This window comes from Cupriavidus taiwanensis LMG 19424 (genome assembly GCF_000069785.1).
Lineage (GTDB): Bacteria > Pseudomonadota > Gammaproteobacteria > Burkholderiales > Burkholderiaceae > Cupriavidus > Cupriavidus taiwanensis.
In genome coordinates, this window is the sequence record NC_010528.1 from 1,616,413 (window position 1) to 1,638,231 (window position 21,819).

At 62.6% G+C, this 21,819-nt stretch carries 13 protein-coding genes and 3 rRNA genes; 11 read left to right on the plus strand and 5 right to left on the minus strand.

Annotated features, from left to right (window positions below; genetic code table 11):
• Positions 1–2 precede the first annotated feature (2 nt).
• The 8 genes from RALTA_RS07430 (at position 3) to RALTA_RS07465 (ending at position 11,954) form a co-directional block, all read left to right on the plus strand.
• Entirely contained in the window at positions 3–2,030 is a 2,028-nt protein-coding gene (locus tag RALTA_RS07430) for an acetyl/propionyl/methylcrotonyl-CoA carboxylase subunit alpha (RefSeq protein ID WP_012352820.1), read from the plus strand.
• A gap of 62 nt (positions 2,031–2,092) precedes the next feature.
• A complete protein-coding gene (locus RALTA_RS07435; protein ID WP_012352821.1) occupies positions 2,093–2,698 on the plus strand; it encodes a glutathione S-transferase family protein in 606 nt (201 codons plus the stop codon).
• Between the two features lie 205 nt (positions 2,699–2,903).
• On the plus strand, positions 2,904–3,395 hold the full coding sequence (locus RALTA_RS07440) for a VOC family protein (protein WP_012352822.1): 492 nt from the start codon (positions 2,904–2,906) through the stop codon (positions 3,393–3,395).
• A gap of 82 nt (positions 3,396–3,477) precedes the next feature.
• Positions 3,478–5,844 carry a DNA polymerase II gene (locus tag RALTA_RS07445; RefSeq protein WP_012352823.1) on the plus strand — a complete coding sequence of 789 codons (2,367 nt, stop codon included), beginning with the start codon at positions 3,478–3,480 and terminating at the stop codon, positions 5,842–5,844.
• A 585-nt stretch (positions 5,845–6,429) separates the two neighbouring features.
• Positions 6,430–7,961: ribosomal RNA gene (locus tag RALTA_RS07450) — 16S ribosomal RNA — on the plus strand.
• A gap of 323 nt (positions 7,962–8,284) precedes the next feature.
• Positions 8,285–11,163, plus strand: a 23S ribosomal RNA gene (locus tag RALTA_RS07455).
• Between the two features lie 116 nt (positions 11,164–11,279).
• A 5S ribosomal RNA gene (rrf, locus tag RALTA_RS07460) occupies positions 11,280–11,393 on the plus strand.
• Together the 16S, 23S and 5S rRNA genes form the textbook arrangement of a ribosomal RNA operon.
• 306 nt (positions 11,394–11,699) lie before the next feature.
• Positions 11,700–11,954 (plus strand): hypothetical protein, encoded by a 255-nt coding sequence (locus tag RALTA_RS07465; protein WP_012352824.1) that lies wholly within the window; start codon positions 11,700–11,702, stop codon positions 11,952–11,954.
• Between the two features lie 5 nt (positions 11,955–11,959).
• On the opposite strand, the gene RALTA_RS07470 is transcribed toward RALTA_RS07465, so the two are convergent.
• The 3 genes from RALTA_RS07470 to RALTA_RS07480 all read right to left on the minus strand — a co-directional run bounded on the left by RALTA_RS07470 (position 11,960) and on the right by RALTA_RS07480 (position 15,076).
• Complete coding sequence (locus RALTA_RS07470) at positions 11,960–12,637, minus strand: SOS response-associated peptidase family protein (protein ID WP_025586621.1); 678 nt, start codon at positions 12,635–12,637, stop codon at positions 11,960–11,962.
• Between the two features lie 101 nt (positions 12,638–12,738).
• Positions 12,739–13,281 (minus strand): DUF4142 domain-containing protein, encoded by a 543-nt coding sequence (locus RALTA_RS07475; RefSeq protein ID WP_012352826.1) that lies wholly within the window; start codon positions 13,279–13,281, stop codon positions 12,739–12,741.
• A gap of 70 nt (positions 13,282–13,351) precedes the next feature.
• Complete coding sequence (locus RALTA_RS07480; protein WP_012352827.1) at positions 13,352–15,076, minus strand: galactose oxidase early set domain-containing protein; 1,725 nt, start codon at positions 15,074–15,076, stop codon at positions 13,352–13,354.
• Positions 15,077–15,887: 811 nt separating this feature from the next.
• Here RALTA_RS07480 and RALTA_RS07485 point away from each other — a divergent pair.
• Positions 15,888–17,480 (plus strand): aspartate:alanine exchanger family transporter, encoded by a 1,593-nt coding sequence (locus tag RALTA_RS07485; RefSeq protein WP_012352829.1) that lies wholly within the window; start codon positions 15,888–15,890, stop codon positions 17,478–17,480.
• Positions 17,481–17,532: 52 nt separating this feature from the next.
• Positions 17,533–18,528: a 2-hydroxyacid dehydrogenase gene (locus tag RALTA_RS07490; RefSeq protein ID WP_012352830.1), complete on the plus strand. Its 996-nt coding sequence runs from the start codon at positions 17,533–17,535 to the stop codon at positions 18,526–18,528.
• A gap of 179 nt (positions 18,529–18,707) precedes the next feature.
• Here RALTA_RS07490 and RALTA_RS07495 read toward each other — a convergent pair whose 3' ends face one another.
• Complete coding sequence (locus tag RALTA_RS07495; RefSeq protein ID WP_242405254.1) at positions 18,708–19,682, minus strand: Bug family tripartite tricarboxylate transporter substrate binding protein; 975 nt, start codon at positions 19,680–19,682, stop codon at positions 18,708–18,710.
• Between the two features lie 92 nt (positions 19,683–19,774).
• Positions 19,775–20,815, minus strand: a complete 1,041-nt coding sequence (gene uxuA / locus RALTA_RS07500) for a mannonate dehydratase (RefSeq protein ID WP_012352832.1) — start codon at positions 20,813–20,815, stop codon at positions 19,775–19,777.
• 261 nt (positions 20,816–21,076) lie between these two features.
• Here uxuA and RALTA_RS07505 point away from each other — a divergent pair, with 261 nt between their 5' ends.
• Positions 21,077–21,817, plus strand: a complete 741-nt coding sequence (locus RALTA_RS07505) for a FadR/GntR family transcriptional regulator (protein ID WP_041232132.1) — start codon at positions 21,077–21,079, stop codon at positions 21,815–21,817.
• The last annotated feature ends 2 nt before the right edge of the window (positions 21,818–21,819 follow it).

Consider the following 21,819-nt stretch of genomic DNA (forward strand, 5'->3'; position numbering starts at 1 on the left):
CCATGTTCAACAAGATCCTGATCGCCAACCGCGGTGAAATCGCCTGCCGCGTGGCCGCCACCTGCCGCCGGCTGGGCATCCGCACCGTCGCGGTGTATTCCGATGCCGACGCCGAGGCGCGCCACGTCGCCTTCTGCGACGAGGCCGTGCATATCGGCGGCGCCGCCGCGCGCGACAGCTACCTGCGCGCCGACCATATCATCGAGATGGCGAAGGAGACCGGCGCCCAGGCCATCCACCCGGGCTACGGCTTCCTGTCCGAGAACGAAGCCTTCGCCGAGGCCTGCGCCGCGGCGGGGCTGGTCTTTATCGGCCCGCCGGCGTCCGCCATCCACGCGATGGGCAGCAAGAGCGCGGCCAAGCAGCTGATGGAAAAGGCGTCGGTGCCGCTGGTGCCGGGCTACCACGGCGAGGACCAGGACCCGGCGCTGCTGCGCCGCGAGGCCGACCGCATCGGCTACCCGGTGCTGCTCAAGGCCAGCGCGGGCGGCGGCGGCAAGGGCATGCGCGTAGTCGAGTCCGGCGACGGCTTCGAGGCCGCGCTGGCGTCGGTCAAGCGGGAAGCCAGCGCCAGCTTCGGCGACGACAAGGTGCTGGTCGAGAAGTACCTGACGCGCCCGCGCCATATCGAGATCCAGGTGTTCGCCGACACCCACGGCAACTGCGTCTACCTGTTCGAGCGCGACTGCTCGGTGCAGCGGCGCCACCAGAAGGTGCTGGAGGAAGCGCCGGCGCCAGGCATGACCGAGGAACGCCGCCGCGCCATGGGCGAGGCGGCGGTGGCCGCTGCCAAGGCGGTGGGGTACGTCGGCGCAGGGACGGTCGAATTTATCGCCAACCAGGACGGCTCCTTCTACTTCATGGAGATGAACACGCGCCTGCAGGTCGAGCATCCGGTGACCGAGATGATCACCGGGCAGGACCTGGTCGAATGGCAGCTGCGCGTTGCCGCCGGCGAGCCGTTGCCGCTGGCGCAGGAGCAGCTGCGCATCGACGGCCACGCGCTGGAGGCGCGCATCTACGCCGAGAACCCCGACAAGCAGTTCCTGCCGTCGACCGGCACGCTGCGCTTCCTGCGCACGCCGCCGGCGGTGCAGTTCATGCGCGGCGGCGGGGCTGACGGAAACCCGCACGGCCCGGCCGGCGTGCGCATCGACGCCGGCGTGCGCGAGGGCGACACCATCAGCCCGTTCTACGACCCGATGATCGCCAAGCTGATCGTCTGGGGCAAGGACCGCGACGAGGCGCTGGCGCGCATGCGCCAGGCGCTGGCGGCGTACCACGTGGTGGGGCTGTCGACCAATGTGGCCTTCCTGCAGCGGCTGGTGAAGTCGGAGGCGTTCCGTACCGCCGACCTCGACACCGGCCTGATCGCGCGCAACGAGGCGGTCCTGTTCCCGCCGCCCGCGCCGGTCGGCATGGAGCTGATCGCGCTGGCGGTGGCGGCGCTGCTGGAGCGCGAGTCACGCGAACTGCGCATCGATGCCGCCGATCCGCACTCGCCGTGGACCCACGCCGGCGCGTGGCGGCTCAACGGCGGCGTGTCGCGCGCGCTGCGCTTCGGCTATGGCGAACAGGTGCTCGACGTGAAGCTGGACAGCAATGCGCGCGGCAGCACGCTGGTCTACGCCGACCAGGCCGCGCCCTTTGCCTATACCTGCCAGGCGGATGACATCCGCGTCAACCTCGGCACGCGGCGCGCGCACGGACAGGTGCACGTGGATGGCGACGAGTTCCACGTGTTCCATGGCGGGCACCACGCCACGCTGGCCTGGCTGGACCCGCTCGCGCATGCCGGCGAGGCCGAAGGCGAGGGCGGCAAGCTGACCGCGCCGATGCCGGGCAAGGTCATCGCGGTGATGGTCGAGGCCGGCAACACGGTCGCGCGCGGCACGCCGCTGCTGGTGATGGAGGCGATGAAGATGGAGCACACCATCTGCGCCCCCGCCGACGGCACCGTCAGCGAAGTGCTCTACGGCATCGGCGAGCAGGTTGCCGAGGGCGCGCAGCTGCTGGCGTTCAGCGGCTGACGGCGCCGGGTCAGTGCTATCCTGCTGCCTCGCATCCATTGGGCCGAGGCCAGGAGGACGGTATGACCATGACGCTTTACTACAACCCCCAGAGCCGCGCGTCGGTGGCGCGCTGGATGCTGGAGGAGGTTGGCGCCGATTACGCGTTGCAGCACCTCGATATCGCCAAGGGAGAAAGCCGGGCGCCGGCTTTCCTGGCGATCAATCCGATGGGCAAGATCCCCACGCTGGTGCTGGACGATGGCACCGTGCTGACCGAGAACGGCGCCATCATCGCCTGGCTCGCCGATGCCTATCCGAAAGCCGGACTGATGCCGCCGGCGGGCTCGTCCGCGCGCGGCACGGTGCTGCGGTGGCTGTTCTTCTGCGGCAGCTGCTTCGAGCCCGCGCTGACCGACCGCATGATGCGTGCCCAGGCGCCGCTACCGAAGCAAACCGTCGGCTGGGGCGACTATGACGAAGTCATCGACGCCATCGAAAAAGCCCTGTCCCCGGGCCCCTTCGTGCTCGGCGACAGCTTCAGCGCCGCCGACGTCTACCTGGGCGCGTCGCTGGCGTGGGCGGGGCAGTTCGGCGCGCCGCGGGTCCGCGAAAGCCGCCGCATCCAGGACTACGTCGGGCGCATCACGGCGCGCGACGCTTTCGTACGCGCGCAAACCGCCCAGTGAAGCGGCAGCGCCTGCCGCGGCGGCATGCCGGCTGCCTTCCCGTCGATGTGATGCAGCCATAGCATGCCTTGCCCTGCATGGCGCCGCGGAGTGTGAGACATTGGAGTCCCCGCCAACGGCGCCGCTCGTAACGGCACGCTGGCCCACCGGCCACACGGCGCCGGAGATCCGGCGCCGTGTCCCTTCAACTTCAAGGAGACGCAACATGCCTGGCAAGAACACGATCTGCCTGTGGTACGACCGCGATGCGCTGGAAGCGGCCAACTTCTACGCCAAGACGTTTCCCGACAGCGCCGTCGGCGCCGTGATGCGCGCACCGGGCGACTATCCTGACGGCAAGGAGGGCGATGTGCTGACGGTCGAGTTCACCGTTGCCGGGATCCCGTGTGTCGGCCTGAACGGGGGCCCGCAGTTCAAGCACAGCGAGGCCTTCTCGTTCCAGATCGCGACGGACGACCAGGCCGAGACGGACCGGCTGTGGGACGCCATCGTCAGCAATGGCGGCCAGGAAAGCGCATGCGGCTGGTGCAAGGACCGCTGGGGCCTGTCGTGGCAGATCACGCCGCGCGCGCTGCTTGCCGCGATCACCGACCCGGACCGCGCCGCGGCCAGGCGCGCCTTCGACGCGATGATGACGATGCGCAAGATCGATATCGCCACCATCGAGGCAGCAAGGCGAGGCACAACGCCGGTTTGATGCAGCGCCCCGGCTTGCGCGGCGCAAGCCGGCCCGCTTCCTCCAGCATCCAGCGCATTTCCATTCCTGTTCCCGCAGCAACGTGGCACTTCAGCAAGGCTTCATCCTGACGCGGCACTGGCGCGATACGCCAGCCGGGACCGAAGTCGAATTCTGGCTGGCGACCGATGACGGGCCGCGCCGGCTGCGGCTGGCGCCGCAGCCATCGGTTGCCTTTGTGCCGCAGGTGCAGCGCGAGCGCGCCGAGGCGCTGCTGGGCCGCGAACGCGGGGTCGAACTGCGCCCGCTGGCGCTGCGCGATTTCCAGCGCAGGCCGGTGCTGGGGCTGTATTGCGCCCAGCACCGGCAGCTGATCCAGTTGGCCAGGACGCTGCGCGATGCCGGCGTCGACGTGTATGAAGCCGATATCCGCCCGCCGGAGCGCTACCTGATGGAGCGCTTTATCACCGCGCCGGTGTGGTTCGATGGCGAGCCGGATGGCGCCGGGCTGCTGCGCAACGCCCAGATGAAGCCGTCGGCCGACTACCGGCCCGCGTTGCGGCTGGTGTCGCTCGATATCGAAACCAGCGCCGCGGGCGAACTCTATTCGATCGCGCTGGAAGGCTGCGGCCAGCGGCAGGTCTACGTGCTGGGGCCGGCTGCGCAGGTGCCCGCCGACGTCGATTTCTCGCTGGACTACTGCGCGACGCGGCCCGAATTGCTGCACCGGCTGAACCAATGGCTGGCCGACCACGATCCCGATGCCATCATTGGCTGGAACCTGGTGCAATTCGACCTGCGCGTGTTGCAGGAGCACGCGCGCCGGTTCCAGGTGCCGCTGCGGCTGGGGCGGGGCGGCACCGAGATGGAATGGCGCGAGCACAACGCGCAGCAGCACTTTTTCGCCAGCGCGCCAGGGCGCCTGATCATCGACGGCATCGAGGCGCTGCGGTCCGCCACCTGGAACTTTCCGTCCTTCAGCCTCGAGGCTGTGGCGCAGTCGCTGCTCGGGGAAGGCAAGGCCATCGACAATCCGTACGACCGGATGGACGCCATCGACCGCATGTTCGCCCATGACAAGCCGGCCCTGGCGCGCTACAACCTGCATGACTGCGAGCTGGTAACGCGAATCTTCGAGAAGACCGAGTTGTTGCCGTTCCTGCTCGAGCGCGCCACGGTCACCGGCTTGCCGGCCGACCGCAACGGCGGCTCGGTGGCGGCTTTCACGCATCTGTACATGCCGCTGATGCATCGGCAGGGCCTGGTCGCGCCCAACCTGGGCGAGAAGGCGCCCGAGGCCAGCCCCGGAGGCTTCGTCATGGATTCACGGCCAGGGCTGTATGAGTCCGTGCTGGTGCTGGATTACAAGAGCCTCTACCCGTCGATCATCCGTACCTTCCTGATCGACCCGGTCGGCCTGGTCGAAGGGCTGGCGCACCCGGACGATGCCGATGCGGTGCCGGGCTTCCGCGGGGCGCGTTTTTCGCGGACGAAGCACTGCCTGCCGGCCATCGTGGCGCGCGTGTGGCAGGGCCGGGAGGCCGCCAAGCGCGATGGCAACAAGCCGCTGGCGCAGGCGCTCAAGATCATCATGAACGCCTTCTATGGGGTCCTCGGGTCCAGCGGCTGCCGGTTCTTCGATGCGCGGCTGGCGTCGTCGATCACCATGCGCGGGCACGAGATCATGCGGCAGACCCGTGCGCTGATCGAGGCCCGCGGCTACGAGGTGATCTACGGCGACACCGACTCCACCTTCGTCTGGCTGCGCCGCGCTCGCACGGAAGCCGACGCCGCGCAGATCGGGCGCAGCCTGGTCGCGTACGTCAACGACTGGTGGCGCGACCACCTGTGGCAGGCCTACGGGCTCGAAAGCGCGCTGGAGCTGCAGTTCGAGACGCACTTCCGCCGCTTCCTGATGCCGACTATCCGCGGCACCGACCTGGGCAGCAAGAAGCGCTATGCCGGCCAGGTGGAGCGTCCGGGCGGCACGCGAGAGATGGTGTTCAAGGGCCTGGAGACGGTGCGCACCGACTGGTCGCCGCTGGCGCAGCGCTTCCAGCAGACGCTCTACGAGAAGGTCTTCAACCGCGAACCGTATGCTGACTATGTGCGCGACATCGTGCGCCGCACGCTGGCGGGGGAACTGGACCAGGAACTGGTGTATCGCAAGCGGCTGCGGCGCAGGCTCGAAGAGTACCAGCGCAACGTGCCGCCGCACGTGCGCGCCGCGCGCATCGCCGACGACTATAACGAGCGCCAGGGGCGCCCGCGCCAGTACCAGCAGGGCGGCTGGATCAGCTATGTGATGACGGTTGCAGGGCCGGAGCCGCTGGAAGTCCGGACAGCGCCGATCGACTACGGCTACTACGTGACGCGGCAGCTCCAGCCGATCGCCGATGCCATCTTGCCATTCCTGGACGATGGCTTCGAGACGCTGTTATCGGGCCAGATGGCGCTCTTTCCGCAGTAGTCCAAGCCAAACCTTGGCCTGCCCTGGTCCTATGAGCTCGAGTCGACGCGAGGCGTCGAGGCCACGCCGCTGGTGGTGGACGGGGCAATATGCATCCTGCCCCGGTGGCGAGCGCGCCGCCCAGGTGCTAAAAGAGGCTCTTTTCATTGCGCTTGATAAAACGCTTGCAAGGCAGGCATCCAGGCATTAATATTCGCCCCCTCGTTCGCAAGGCATCGCGCAACGGGGAAGGAGCGGCGCGCAAGAATTGACTCGAAAGAGGGCGCCAGGCGCAATAAAGAATTTTTCGAAATCAGTTGCTTAATCGAAAAAATTTCTTTAAAGTCTCGTTCCTTCGCTGCTGACAACGCAGCGCGCTGAACGGCAAAGCCGGTGAGCGAAGTTCTTTAACAAACAAACAACCGATAAGTGTGGGCGCTTGATAGCGGATGCGAAAGACTTCGGTCTTTTAGCTTAAAAGTTATACAGTGCTCGCACAGCAAAACGTGACTGGATCTTCGGATCTGGTCAGTCAGTTTTCTGAGAGTGAGCGACCGCTCGAAAGAGCGAGGACCGGTCGGGAAACCGAAGGTCCACACAGAGATTGAACTGAAGAGTTTGATCCTGGCTCAGATTGAACGCTGGCGGCATGCCTTACACATGCAAGTCGAACGGCAGCGCGGGCTTCGGCCTGGCGGCGAGTGGCGAACGGGTGAGTAATACATCGGAACGTGCCCTGTCGTGGGGGATAACTAGTCGAAAGATTAGCTAATACCGCATACGACCTGAGGGTGAAAGCGGGGGACCGCAAGGCCTCGCGCGATAGGAGCGGCCGATGTCTGATTAGCTAGTTGGTGGGGTAAAGGCCTACCAAGGCGACGATCAGTAGCTGGTCTGAGAGGACGATCAGCCACACTGGGACTGAGACACGGCCCAGACTCCTACGGGAGGCAGCAGTGGGGAATTTTGGACAATGGGGGCAACCCTGATCCAGCAATGCCGCGTGTGTGAAGAAGGCCTTCGGGTTGTAAAGCACTTTTGTCCGGAAAGAAATGGCTCTGGCTAATACCCGGGGTCGATGACGGTACCGGAAGAATAAGCACCGGCTAACTACGTGCCAGCAGCCGCGGTAATACGTAGGGTGCGAGCGTTAATCGGAATTACTGGGCGTAAAGCGTGCGCAGGCGGTTTGATAAGACAGGCGTGAAATCCCCGGGCTCAACCTGGGAATGGCGCTTGTGACTGTCAGGCTAGAGTGCGTCAGAGGGGGGTAGAATTCCACGTGTAGCAGTGAAATGCGTAGAGATGTGGAGGAATACCGATGGCGAAGGCAGCCCCCTGGGACGTGACTGACGCTCATGCACGAAAGCGTGGGGAGCAAACAGGATTAGATACCCTGGTAGTCCACGCCCTAAACGATGTCAACTAGTTGTTGGGGATTCATTTCTTCAGTAACGTAGCTAACGCGTGAAGTTGACCGCCTGGGGAGTACGGTCGCAAGATTAAAACTCAAAGGAATTGACGGGGACCCGCACAAGCGGTGGATGATGTGGATTAATTCGATGCAACGCGAAAAACCTTACCTACCCTTGACATGCCACTAACGAAGCAGAGATGCATTAGGTGCCCGAAAGGGAAAGTGGACACAGGTGCTGCATGGCTGTCGTCAGCTCGTGTCGTGAGATGTTGGGTTAAGTCCCGCAACGAGCGCAACCCTTGTCTCTAGTTGCTACGCAAGAGCACTCTAGAGAGACTGCCGGTGACAAACCGGAGGAAGGTGGGGATGACGTCAAGTCCTCATGGCCCTTATGGGTAGGGCTTCACACGTCATACAATGGTGCGTACAGAGGGTTGCCAACCCGCGAGGGGGAGCTAATCCCAGAAAACGCATCGTAGTCCGGATCGTAGTCTGCAACTCGACTACGTGAAGCTGGAATCGCTAGTAATCGCGGATCAGCATGCCGCGGTGAATACGTTCCCGGGTCTTGTACACACCGCCCGTCACACCATGGGAGTGGGTTTTGCCAGAAGTAGTTAGCCTAACCGCAAGGAGGGCGATTACCACGGCAGGGTTCATGACTGGGGTGAAGTCGTAACAAGGTAGCCGTATCGGAGGGTGCGGCTGGATCACCTCCTTTCAGAGCGTGCATCCAACGTTGAGCGTCCACACTTATCGGTGGTTTGTCGGTTAAGGCCAGGTGGCCAAATGCAAGCGCTTAAGGATTGAGCGTTTGCATTTGGCATTGCCAAGCGATCTAACGATCGGCTGTTCTTTAACAATATGGGATGTAGTAAAGGTGTCGCGGTGCTTTGATGAGAAGCACAGTAGTTGAACGCGATACCGGGTTGTGATTGTATCAACCAAATGTATTTTAAAGTGATCGAAAGATGACTTGGAATACGGCACAAATGCGAGAACTCAACCTGTAGTGAGCGTGTCCTCGAGACACACTTGTTATAGGGTCAAGCGAACAAGTGCATGTGGTGGATGCCTTGGCGATCACAGGCGATGAAGGACGCGGTAGCCTGCGAAAAGCTTCGGGGAGCTGGCAAACAAGCTTTGATCCGGAGATGTCCGAATGGGGAAACCCGGCCCGAATGGGTCATCCCTTGCTGAATACATAGGCAAGGGAAGCGAACGCGGCGAACTGAAACATCTAAGTAGCTGCAGGAACAGAAATCAACCGAGATTCCCAAAGTAGTGGCGAACGAAATGGGAAGAGCCTTGTACTCTTTAGCAGTGGTGTTAGCAGAACGGGATGGAAAGCCCGGCCATAGCAGGTGATAGCCCTGTATGCGAAAACACGATTGTGGAACTAGGTGTACGACAAGTAGGGCGGGACACGTGAAATCCTGTCTGAAGATGGGGGGACCATCCTCCAAGGCTAAATACTCGTGATCGACCGATAGTGAACCAGTACCGTGAGGGAAAGGCGAAAAGAACCCCGGGAGGGGAGTGAAATAGATCCTGAAACCGCATGCATACAAACAGTCGGAGCCCTTTCGGGGGTGACGGCGTACCTTTTGTATAATGGGTCAGCGACTTACATTCAGTGGCAAGCTTAACCGGTTAGGGAAGGCGTAGCGAAAGCGAGTCCGAACAGGGCGTTGAGTCGCTGGGTGTAGACCCGAAACCAGATGATCTATCCATGGCCAGGTTGAAGGTGCGGTAACACGTACTGGAGGACCGAACCCACTAACGTTGAAAAGTTAGGGGATGAGCTGTGGATAGGGGTGAAAGGCTAAACAAATCTGGAAATAGCTGGTTCTCTCCGAAAACTATTTAGGTAGTGCCTCGTGTCTCACCTTCGGGGGTAGAGCACTGTCATGGTTGGGGGGTCTATTGCTGATTACCCCGCCATAGCAAACTCCGAATACCGAAGAGTGCAATCACGGGAGACAGACATCGGGTGCTAACGTCCGGTGTCAAGAGGGAAACAACCCAGACCGCCAGCTAAGGTCCCCAAGATTGGCTAAGTGGGAAACGAAGTGGGAAGGCTAAAACAGTCAGGAGGTTGGCTTAGAAGCAGCCACCCTTTAAAGAAAGCGTAATAGCTCACTGATCGAGTCGTCCTGCGCGGAAGATGTAACGGGGCTAAGCCAGTCACCGAAGCTGCGGACGCACGCAAGTGCGTGGTAGGAGAGCGTTCTGTAAGCCTGTGAAGGTGTCTTGTAAAGGATGCTGGAGGTATCAGAAGTGCGAATGCTGACATGAGTAGCGATAAAGGGGGTGAAAGGCCCCCTCGCCGTAAGCCCAAGGTTTCCTACGCAACGTTCATCGGCGTAGGGTGAGTCGGCCCCTAAGGCGAGGCAGAGATGCGTAGCCGATGGGAAGCAGGTTAATATTCCTGCACCGTCGTATGATGCGATGGGGGGACGGATCGCGGAAGGTTGTCCGGGTGTTGGAAGTCCCGGTCCCTGTAGTGGAGAAGGCGCTTAGGCAAATCCGGGCGCGGAATTCAAGGCTATGGGGCGAGCGGCCTAGTGCTGCGAAGCAATTGGAAGTGGTTCCAAGAAAAGCCTCTAAGCTTCAGTCATACGAGACCGTACCGCAAACCGACACAGGTGGGCGAGATGAGTATTCTAAGGCGCTTGAGAGAACTCGGGAGAAGGAACTCGGCAAATTGGTACCGTAACTTCGGGATAAGGTACGCCCTGGTAGCTTGACTGGCCTGCGCCAGAAGGGTGAAGGGGTTGCAATAAAATGGTGGCTGCGACTGTTTAATAAAAACACAGCACTCTGCAAACACGAAAGTGGACGTATAGGGTGTGACGCCTGCCCGGTGCCGGAAGATTAAATGATGGGGTGCAAGCTCTTGATTGAAGTCCCGGTAAACGGCGGCCGTAACTATAACGGTCCTAAGGTAGCGAAATTCCTTGTCGGGTAAGTTCCGACCTGCACGAATGGCGTAACGATGGCCACACTGTCTCCTCCCGAGACTCAGCGAAGTTGAAGTGTTTGTGATGATGCAATCTCCCCGCGGCTAGACGGAAAGACCCCATGAACCTTTACTGTAGCTTTGCATTGGACTTTGAACCGATCTGTGTAGGATAGGTGGGAGGCTTTGAAGCGTGGACGCTAGTTCACGTGGAGCCGTCCTTGAAATACCACCCTGGTTTGTTTGAGGTTCTAACCTTGGCCCGTGAATCCGGGTCGGGGACAGTGCATGGTAGGCAGTTTGACTGGGGCGGTCTCCTCCCAAAGTGTAACGGAGGAGTTCGAAGGTACGCTTGGTACGGTCGGACATCGTACCTAAAGTGCAATGGCAAAAGCGTGCTTAACTGCGAGACCGACAAGTCGAGCAGGTGCGAAAGCAGGACATAGTGATCCGGTGGTTCTGAATGGAAGGGCCATCGCTCAACGGATAAAAGGTACTCTGGGGATAACAGGCTGATACCGCCCAAGAGTTCATATCGACGGCGGTGTTTGGCACCTCGATGTCGGCTCATCTCATCCTGGGGCTGTAGCCGGTCCCAAGGGTATGGCTGTTCGCCATTTAAAGAGGTACGTGAGCTGGGTTTAAAACGTCGTGAGACAGTTTGGTCCCTATCTGCCGTGGGCGTTGGAATCTTGACGGGGGCTGCTCCTAGTACGAGAGGACCGGAGTGGACGTACCGCTGGTGTACCTGTTGTCTCGCCAGAGGCATCGCAGGGTAGCTATGTACGGAAGAGATAACCGCTGAAAGCATCTAAGCGGGAAACTCGCCTGAAGATGAGGATTCCCTGGAGGCTTGACCTCCTTGAAGGGTCGTTCGAGACCAGGACGTTGATAGGCTGGGTGTGGAAGCGCAGTAATGCGTTAAGCTAACCAGTACTAATTGCCCGTAAGGCTTGATCCTATAACCAGTGTGTTTCACCTGGTGAGTCGATCGCCTTGTGCCTCGATACACACACAACCAACACTACATCCCGATTCGTGACGCTGGCTTCAACCCCAGCGCCACAACCCCTCATGCCTGGTGACCATAGCGAGTTGGAACCACCCCTTCCCATCCCGAACAGGTCCGTGAAACGACTCCGCGCCGATGATAGTGCGGATTACCCGTGTGAAAGTAGGTCATCGCCAGGCTCTTATTGTGCAAAACCCCTCGACAGCGTGTGCTGCGAGGGGTTTTGTCTTTGGCGCGGCGCAAAAAAGACCTGTAGCCGAAATCCCGGCCAACTCCGCCTGGCTTTGGCGCGAGCGCGGGATGCCAGGGAGTATTTGCAAAGTCGGTCGCTGTTGGCACGGGAATTCGTTCAATCGTGACCGGCGATGTGCCCGGGCGGCAGGAGATTGCCGGCCTGACACGGCATGCGTTGGCCCAGACGGGGCCAAGGTGCTAACCTCAAAAGGCGCGCCACCCTGCCGTCACCTCTGACATTGGGAGAGAAAATGAGCCGCTTGCTGCTCACCAATATCGACCCCGGCACTTCGGACGAAGAGATCCAGGCGTTTCTGGAAAAATACGGTTTTCCGCCCTTCGACAACCTGGAGCACGAAGACGGCGACGGTACGCACCCGGCCGTTCTGCTGACGTATGGCAACCTGGACCCCGCGGTCCTTGGCAAGCTCCAGCAGCGTATCGACCATATGTACTGGAAGAAGCGCCAGCTCAGCGCTTCCATCCTGCATGACCGGTTTGCGTAAGTGGCCTACCGCGACGGAGAATCCACGTCCGTCGTGCCGGGTTCCTCGGCAGGCATGGGCGCAAGCGGTGCGGGGGTAGCCATCATTTTCTCGGCCGGATAGAGCGTCATGAAGCTTCGCGCCAGTTCGGGATCCCGGCACGCGAGCCAGGCATCCCACTGCAGGCGCGGAATCATGACGACCGAGCGTTTTTCCTTGCCGGGGGTGTGCATCAGCTTCATCACCGCATGGCCCGGCGCGCTTACCGTGAACATGGCGAAAGAGTAGGACCCATCTGGCCATTGCCTCCATAGTCCGGCGACGCCAATGGCTGGCTCGTCCGGTAGCCAGATCCGGTAGCGGACCCACCCCTGGCCGGCAACGTAGCATGGTTCGTAGATCGCCAAGGCAGGGACCACGCACAGTTGGGTACGGTGCCACGCGCTGCACGACCCTCGCTTGTCGCCGACATACTCCGCGCGGACGTTCATCATTTCAAAATCTTTGGCGCCATGGACGTGGCGCGAGCGCGGCACAAGTCCGAACGTCGCCATCAGGCACTCGCGTCGGCCCGTCGCATCTGCACGAACGATCGGCGCGGGGTCGCCCGGCCAGATCTCCGGTTTCCATGCGCCAGTGGGCGGCTCGACCCCGAAGACATCGCGCAGCATCGGCCCGGTCGCCGGGGCGAAATTGGTACACACGATCATGCTCCCTTGAGGTCAGCCACGACTCGCTACACCTGTCCAGGTGGGGGTGCAAAGGGCCGGGCTGGCCTCTCTCCCGTGACCGGAAGTCCCGGTCATTATCGCGATACCTCCGACGCCATCTTCTTTGCCGATTCCAGGTGATGCTCCAGCGTCGGCAGTGTCTTCTTTGCAAAAGCCCGTACATCGTTGTCGCGTGCGTCGCTTGCGGCCTTGCGGAACAACGCGACCGCATCGTTATGCGCCTTGACGCCGACTTCGCTGGCGTACTGCTTGTCGAAGCTGGCGCCTTGCAGGGCACCCATGGCTTCCAGCTTCTTCTGGTCGTCAGGACTCGGCGTGGTTGGGAGCTGCACCTCCTTGGCGGTAGCCAGCCGCTTGAGGTCTTCGGCGGCGGCGCGGTGGTCCTGCAGCATCTGGCTGGCAAAGCGCTTCACCGTGCCGCTCGCGGCCTTGGACTCGGCGAGTTTGCTGGCATCGATCTCCATCTGGCCTGCCTGTGCGGCCTTGTTCATGAAGTCCACGTCGCCGGCAGGCGGCGCGGCGTACAGGCCAGTTGTGGTCAGGCAAAGCAACATTGCCGCAAGCGCGGTCCTGGCATGGCGCCCGGTGCGGGCGGGCTGGCGAGCATCGAATGGCATGACTGTCTCCTGAACGGGCAACCATACCCGGCATTGCAACAATCATGCCGCCGCGCAGCCAGTGCCCGATTCAGGAGATGCGAACGAATTTCGCGACGGACGGCACCCCCTGGGAGTCGATGACAAACAGCATGTAATAACCGGGCGGCACCAGGGAGCTCGAGGCGGGCAGGGTGACCCTCAGGTTCTTGGCGCCTTGTTTGGTATACCGCAACTTGATATAGCGCTGGTGCATGTCGTTGCCATGGGTCACTGCCCCCGGCGCTACCAGGGCAACGCTGGAAACATTGGGGGTACTGGAGCCGACGGTGAAGGTTTGCCCCAGGCTCACTGTACCGGGTGCGCTGGTGATGCTGGGGCGCGCGCCCTTGAACAGGTAGGGGGGCGAATAGACCTGGGCCTGGTGCGTGCTGGTTGCCAGCGGGTTCATATCATCCTGGGACAGCAGCACGGTCGCGTCGGGCAACAGAATGGCACTGGAGTGGTAGCCCGCCTGTATGGTGTTCGGACTCATCGAAATCCAGCTGCCGGTCGGATCGCCGGCCGGCTTGTTGTAGAGCTCGCTGTCAAAATGCGGATTGTCGTAACCGTTGCTGGCAGCATTTCCGCCCACCGTAAACAGCGTGCCATCGGGCAGGATCACGGTATTGGCGTTATGGCGAGGCTGCAGCCATTGCGGAAACTGTCTCCACCCGGCGTTAGGGTTGCCGACGTCAAACCATTCGTTGTTGCGGAAGGCGCTGTCGCCTTCGGCGCCACCCGCGATCATCACGACCTGCTTGACCGGCGTGACCGAGGCGTCGGTGTAGAGAACGCCGTTGGCGTATTCATAATGCGAGCTCAGCAAGTTCGGAATGCTGCTCCATGACCAGCTGCCAGGCGTCAACAGCAAGGTATTGTAGAAAGCAGGCCCGGCCTGCATCATCTGGCCCGATGACAGCAGGTACTGGAAAGGGTACATGCCGGATGGGTCGTGTAAAGAGACCACGCTCATCGTGCCGACCCCGTCCATGCTGGCGGCAGGGGTGAACACCTCGACCACCGCGGTGGTATTGCCGGAGCCGGTCTCGTCGAGACCGCTGGTAATCACCACCCTGTTGTCCGCCAGCCTGGTTGCCGTCGGATACCACCGGCCTACCGACATATTCGGTTGCGCGGTCCAGGTTTCGCTAAGCGGATTGAACGTATAGCTGCTCAGCGCGCCCCTGAAGTTTTGCTGTCCCTCCGGCGCGTTCGGGTCCGGGTAGCGCAGATTGCCACCGGCAATAAAAACCCTGCCGTCGCTCAATATCGTCTGTCCGGCACACCAGATATTCTCCGGCGGCGTAATGGCGTATCCCGTCCGTGTGCGGGAATCCCAGAGGTAAGCGACGCCCGTGTTGGACGCCTCCGGATTATGGTATTGGGTCGGCTCGTACGACCAGAACAGCACCTTGCCGGTGTGCAGCAACACCGCCGTGATGCCGACTACGGGAATCACGAACGGTGCGCTCCATTGGCCGGCCGTATTGGTCGCCTGGGCGCTGGCGGCAGCCAGCACCTGTTCATCCGGCGTTGGGGCCTTCTCCAGGCCCTTTGCCACGCGACACTGCTTGGCACGTGCCTTGGCATGCGATTCCGCATGGCCTGGGCCCAGCACAGCGGTTTCCCGCTGCCTCAGCCTGGCTTCGGCCGAGGGGTTGGTGCACGCATCGTTATCAAAGCTGACAGGGGCCGCGCAAATCGGCGGCGCTGCCATGACCAGGCCAACCATCGATGCCCACACGGTTTTCCGGAAGATCGTGAGTTGACGCATTGGTATGTCCTCCTGGTGTCACGGCGTTGCCATCGAATCGACGTGAAAGCCGATTCCGGCAATCTCGGGAGGCCTGCCACCGAGCATCGATGCCAGAGTCATCTGCCAGGCGGACAGGCGAAGGGGCCTCGCGGGCGGGTCCGCGCGGGGTAGCTCAGGTGCGAATGCCGCAATGACATTCGCACCGGACTTTTCTAGCTTAGGGGGGCAAGCCGAGAGCCAATGTGGGCTGGCGCACGGAACGAATGCGATTGCGGGCTTGCATTTTGCTCAAGCTGCGTGCGCTGCGCTGCGTAGATGAGTGCTGCGAGGCGGCGCGGCGGACCCGCCGTGACGCAACGATCGCCGTGCGGCGCGAAGCCGTCTCGTCAGCCATCCGGGGACAGGTATTGGGCCGGGCAGAAGCGGCGTGTGTGAGGGGAGGGCGGAGCGGGCACGAAAGTAAATCGTTCTATCACGGCCCGCACTCCGTCGAAGATATGCAGCATAACGTGGAGGTGGCGCAGCGCCTGCTGACTGCGTGCACGGAGGGCCGATTGCAAGTTGGGCGGAGGCGGGAAGTTTTGTCGCCCCGTAGCTGCGCCGCATCAATTCTTGAATTCGTGCGGCGCATCGTATATTTTCGAGGGGCATTCCGGTGGTTGCCGCCGTGTCGGCCGGTGCCTGTTACGAGGATCGGGTTCCTACAAGCCGCAATCAATAACGCATGCCCGGAACAAGGGCCATCGCCCCCGTCCGCGCAATGCGCGCGTGACCCTGCGCAGTTGCTTGCCGCTGCCCCCTTGCTCCTGCCCATCAGAAAGGCGCTGCCATGGATGCAGTCCGGACATTGCTCGAAACCCAGCCGCTGCTCACGCTGTTCCTCACGGTTGCACTGGGCTATGTCATCGGCGAGATTAATATCAAGGGCGTGTCGCTCGGATCGGGCGCGGTGCTGTTCGTGGGGCTGGCGATCGGCGGGTTCGCGCCGAAGTCCGCGCCGCCTGCCATCCTTGGCACGCTGGGGCTGCTGCTCTTTCTCTATGGCATTGGGATCCAGTACGGGGAGCAGTTTTTTAAAGGTCTGACCAGCCCCGACGGCATCAAGGCCAACGCCGCTGCGGTCCTCGGCGTGGTTGGCTCCGGACTGGTCGCGGTTGCGCTGGTGCCGCTGGTCGGCGTGAAGCTGGATGAGTCGCTAGGCATGTTCGCCGGCGCGGGAACCAGCACGGCAAGCCTGCAGGCCGCGATGACGGCGATGAAGAGCGACGGCGCCGCGGTGGGCTACAGCGTCGCATACCCCGTCGGCGTGGCAGGGCCGATCCTGTTTCTGTATGCCCTCACCGCGCTGCTCAAGCCGAATATCGTGCGGCCGCCACCAAAGCTGATTGAGACCGCCGAGATTGCGCTGACCAACCCGGCGTTTATCGGTGTGCGTCTGTCGGAGGTGGTAGCGCGCCTGCCGGAGGGGGTGGCGATTGCCGCCGTGCGTCGCGCCCACCACAACTACCCGTCCGCCGACGACCTGGTCCTGCAGGCCAACGACGTGCTGCTCGCGACCGCCACCGACCCGGCCTTGCTGCGTGAAGCCACCTCGCTGTGCGGAGAACTGCAGCCGGGCCGCATGACAAGCCATCGCGAAGACCTGGACTATATGCGCGTGTTCGCCTCAAGCCGGCTCGTGGTCGGGCACACGCTGCGCGATATCCGTTTTCCCGAAGGCATGGTCTGCTCGATCGCCCATGTGCGGCGCGGCGATGCGGACCTGATGCCCCGCGAGGACCTCACCCTCGAGTTCGGTGACCGCGTCGGCCTGCTGGTCAATCGCGCCCATATGAAGCCGATTCGTGCGCTGTTCGGCGACTCCATCAAGGGCACCGCCGAGCTGAGCTTTATCTCGATCGGCATCGGCGCGGCGCTCGGGCTGCTGGTGGGGCTGATCCCGGTGCCGATTCCCGGCGTCGGCACGCTGGCGCTGGGGCTCGCCGCGCTGCTGCTGGTCGCCCTCGTGCTCGGCCGGATGCGCCGTCTCGGGCCGTTCGTCTGGACCATGCCGCTGTCGGCCAACCTGGTCCTGCGCAACTTCGGGCTGACCATCTTCCTCGCACAGGTGGGCATTGCATCCGGGCCGAAGTTCTTCGCCACCATCGGCGTGACCGGGGTGTCCTTCCTGATCTATGGCGTGGTAATTCTGCTTGCCCTGCTGCTGATTACTGCGATTTTCTGCCTGTGGGTCTTCAGGCTGCCGTTCGACCTCGCGGTGGGCGTGATCTGCGGCGCGACCGGCAATCCCGCCATCCTTGCCTTTGCCAATCGCGTCGCGCCCACCGACCGGCCCGACCTCGGCTACTCGATGATCTTCCCGTCAATGACCATCGTGAAAATCCTGTTCGTACAGGTCGCTGCCACACTGGCTGGCGGATAGTGCAGGGCAGTCTGGGCGGAGCGCCCCATGCGATTCGCCACGGAGACACATCATGGAAATCGCCGTTTTCAGCGCAAAGTCTTACGATCGCCAACATCTCGATGCCGCGAATGCGGTCGAAGGCCATCAGCTCAAGTACTTCGAAGTTCCCTTGGACACCGAGACGGTGGGCCTCGCCGCGGGGCACGGCGCAGTGTGCATCTTCGTCAATGACCGCGCCGATGCGACCGTGCTGGAAGCGCTCGGACGCGGCGGCACCAGGCTGGTCGCGCTGCGCTGCACGGGGTTCAACAACGTCGACCTGAAAGCCGCGCAGGCGCTCGGGGTCAAGGTAGTGCGCGTTGTCGACTACTCGCCCAACTCGGTCGCCGAACACGCGGTGGCCCTGCTGATGGCGGTCAACCGCAAGATCCACCGGGCCTACAACCGCACGCGGGACTTCAATTTCTCGCTCGAAGGCCTGATGGGCTTCGACCTGTGCGGCAAGACCGTGGCCGTGATCGGCACCGGCAAGATCGGCCGCGTGTTTGCGAAGATCATGGTCGGGTTCGGTTGCAACGTGATCGGCTACGACAAGTACCCATCCCCCGAATTCGAGGCCCTTGGCGGACGCTACGCGGACGAGGGAGAAATCGGCGCAAGCGCGGACTGCATCTCGCTGCACTGCCCGCTCACGCCCGAGACGCATCACATCATCAACGCCGAAACGCTGTCGCGCGCCAAGCCGGGAGCCTTGCTGATCAACACCAGCCGCGGCGGGCTGATCGACACGGAAGCAGTCATCGCGGCGCTCAGGAGCGGGCAACTCGGCGGGCTGGCGATCGACGTGTACGAGCAGGAGGCGGGGCTGTTCTTCCGCGACCTGTCCGGCACCATCATCGACGACTCCGTGCTGCAGCAGCTGGTTACGTTCCCTAACGTGATCGTGACCGGGCACCAGGCCTTCCTCACCCGCGAAGCCGTGATGACCATTTGCGAAACAACCTTGCGCAGTGTGACGGAGTTCGAACGCGGCAAGTCGCTCACGAACGAAGTCAGTGCCAGTTGAAGAACGGCTGTCGGCGTCATGTCGCCCCGCTAATGGCTTAAACCGCTGCCGGAAAAGCCTGCCGCCCAATCCACGATCGCGCGCACTCGCACCCGCTGTGAGGCGCGGGGGCGGCGCGAAACGAGGCCCGCGACGATGCGGCGCTGGCGACAGACCGGCATTCACCGGCCTGTGCGGCCTTAATCAGCCGTGATGTGGTTGGCCTTCACCACCTCGCCCCACATCTTGTAGTGGGTGCGGGTCAGCGTTGCGAGCTGCTCAGGCGTGCCGCCGCCGGGCTCGTCGCCGCGATCGACGATGCTCTTGACGACGCCCGGGTCCTTCAGCGCCGTATTCAATGCGCCGTTGGCCTTCTTGACGATGTCAGGGCTCAGGCCCGGCGGCCCGTACAGGCCGATGAACGAGATGATGGTGAAGTCCTTGATGCCGCTCTCGGTAGCGGTCGGCACGTCCGGGATCATGGCTACGCGCTTCGGCCCCGTGACCATCAGCGGCCGTAACTGGCCCGATTTGATGAAAGGCGCGACGACCGACGTGGCATCGAACATCGCATCCAGGCGTCCGGCCATCAGGTCGACCATAGCCGGGCTGCTGCCTTTGTAGGGCACATGGTTCATCTTCGGGCCGCCCATGCGCTCGCGCAGCAATTCCATCGTGACATGCGGCAATGCGCCGGTGCCGCCCGAGCCATAGTCGATGGTCTTGCCCGACTTGTCGCGCGCCTTGACCTCCTCGACGAACTGCGCGTAAGTCTTGATGGGCGAACTGGCAGGCACGACGAGGACCAGCGGCGACTGCAGCATCACGCCTATCGGCGTCAGCTTCTGTGGATCGACGATGCCAAGCTTGGTGTAGACGTGCGGCATGATCGTCATCGAGCCATTGCCTACCAGCAGTTTGTTCCCGTCAGGCGCCGCGCGCATGACCTCGATGGAGGCGATATTGCCGTTCACGCCGGCCTTGTTGTCGATGACAAACGACTGGCCGAGCGAACTCTGCAGGCCGTTAAGCAGCGCACGCCCCGCGAAGTCGGTCTGGCCACCGGGCGGAAAGCCCACGAGCAGCGTTACTGGCTTGGTCGGCCAGCTGGTCTGCGCCCACGCGGCGGTGGTTGCCAGCGCGCCAAGGCCGAGGGCAGCGACGCTCAGGATCAACGCGGAACGGCGCGAATACACGGGCGATTTCTTGGTGATTGTCATGACAGGTCTCCGATTATGTTTTGTCTGGGCCGCAGCCCCACGGCGCTTCAGGCCGTCTTTTCCATCGCTTCCCACATCCCGTTGATATAGACCGCGCCGAGTGCCCGGTCATAGAGGCCGTATCCCGGCTTGCCCGTCTCGCCCCAGATCATGCGGCCGTGGTCGGGGCGGTAATAGCCCTGGAAGCCGACGTCGTGGTACGCCTTGACGATCGCGGCAATATCCAGCGATCCGCAACTCGAGAGGTGGGCGGTTTCCTCGAAATCGCCTTCCGGCGTGATCTTGACGTTGCGGATATGGGCGAAGTGGATGCGTCCCATGCCGCCGAACTCGCGCACCAGCGCCTCGACGTTGTTCTGGGGGCCGGCGCCAAGCGAGCCCGAGCACAGCGTCAGGCCGTTTGCCGGCGTGTCGACGATCGCCAGGATGCGTGCCAGGTCGTCGCGGTTCTTGACGATGCGCGGCAGTCCGAAGATGGGCCGCGGCGGATCGTCCGGATGAATGGCCATCTTGATGCCGCACTCCTGGGCCACCGGAATGATCGCGCGCAGGAAATGCTCCAGGTGCTCCCAGAGCCTGCCTTCGTCGATGCCACGATATTCGGCCAGCAGCGACTGCAGTTCTGCGTGAGCGTAGCTGGAATCCCAGCCGGGCAGGGCGATCCCCTGGCTGACGTCGATCTGTTCGACCTCGCGGGTGCTGAAGGCAAGGCAGGTCGAGCCGTCATCGAGCTTCTTTGCCAGTTCCGTACGGGTCCAGTCGAACACCGGCATGAAGTTGTAGCAGATGACCTCGATGCCCGCGGCGGCCAGGTTCCTGATGGTCTGCTGGTAGTTCGCAATCAGCCGCTCGCGCGTCGGCTTGCCGAGCTTGATGTCCTCATGGACGGGAACCGACTCCACCACCTTGAACTGCAGCCCCGCCGCCTCGATCGTGGACTTGAGCGCCTGGATCTTGTCCAGCGGCCATACCTCCCCGACCGGCTCGTCGTAGATGGCCGAGACGATGTGGGTCATGCCCGGGATCTGCCGGATGTATTCGAGAGGAATCGGGTCGGTCGGGCCAAACCAGCGGAACGACATCTTCATGGGTGGGGCTTCCTTGGGGCGACTCTGATGCGGCAGAAGAGGGCGGAAAGGCAATCCGGCCTGAACCGGCGCGCGTCATGGCCGGCAGGCCGCGCGGCATTGGTGTACCGGATTGGATTATCTGGTTCACCAATTATGAACAGGTTGCCCAATTTTGCCGTCATGGTTTACCATGGTCTGCATCAGGCACTGTCCGGCCCATGCCTTCTTGCGGCGAGTGGTCAACCGTTGATCACATCAGCAGTCGCCGCCTTACTTGCGATGCCACATTCCACCAGCGCTCTTGCAACCCGTCCGATACTCGAGAACCCGCCGGCGGCCAGCGACCGTTCGTACTTGAGCCTGGCCAGCCAGGTGCAGGCATTGATCGCATCCGGAGAGTTCTCCGCCAATATGCGGCTGCCGTCCGAACGCACGCTGGCCGAGCGGTTCAGCGTCAGCCGTACCCTGGTGCGCGAGGCCATCATCGCGCTGGAGGTACAGGGACTGGTCGAAGTGCGCGGCGGCTCCGGGATCTACGTCTGCGCAGAAGCGCCCACGCCCGGTCGCGAGCCGTTTGAGATGCCCTGGCGGCCGGGGCCGATAGAATCACTGCGCGCCCGGGCTCTGATTGAATCGGAAATCGCCGGCCTGGCGGCCAGCGAGCGCAAGGACGGCGACCTTGACCGTATGTTCGCGGCCCTGAGCCTGATGCGCGAGCACATGGACGACAAGGAAGCCAACGAGGCGGCGGACCGGCAATTCCACCTGTGCCTGGCCGAATCGACTGGCAACAGGGTCCTGCTGCATATGGTCACCGCGCTGTGGGACAGTGGGCGCAGCGATCCGCTATGGGGCAAGATCGAGGAACACTTCCATACCACGGGGCTGCGCGAGGCATCGCAGGAAGACCATCAGCGAATCTTCGCGGCGGTGATGGCCCGCGACGCGACAGCGGCGCGAGCGGCAATGCGTAACCACCTGGAAAGGGTGATCAGCGAGTTTACGCAGGCGTGGCGTTGAGG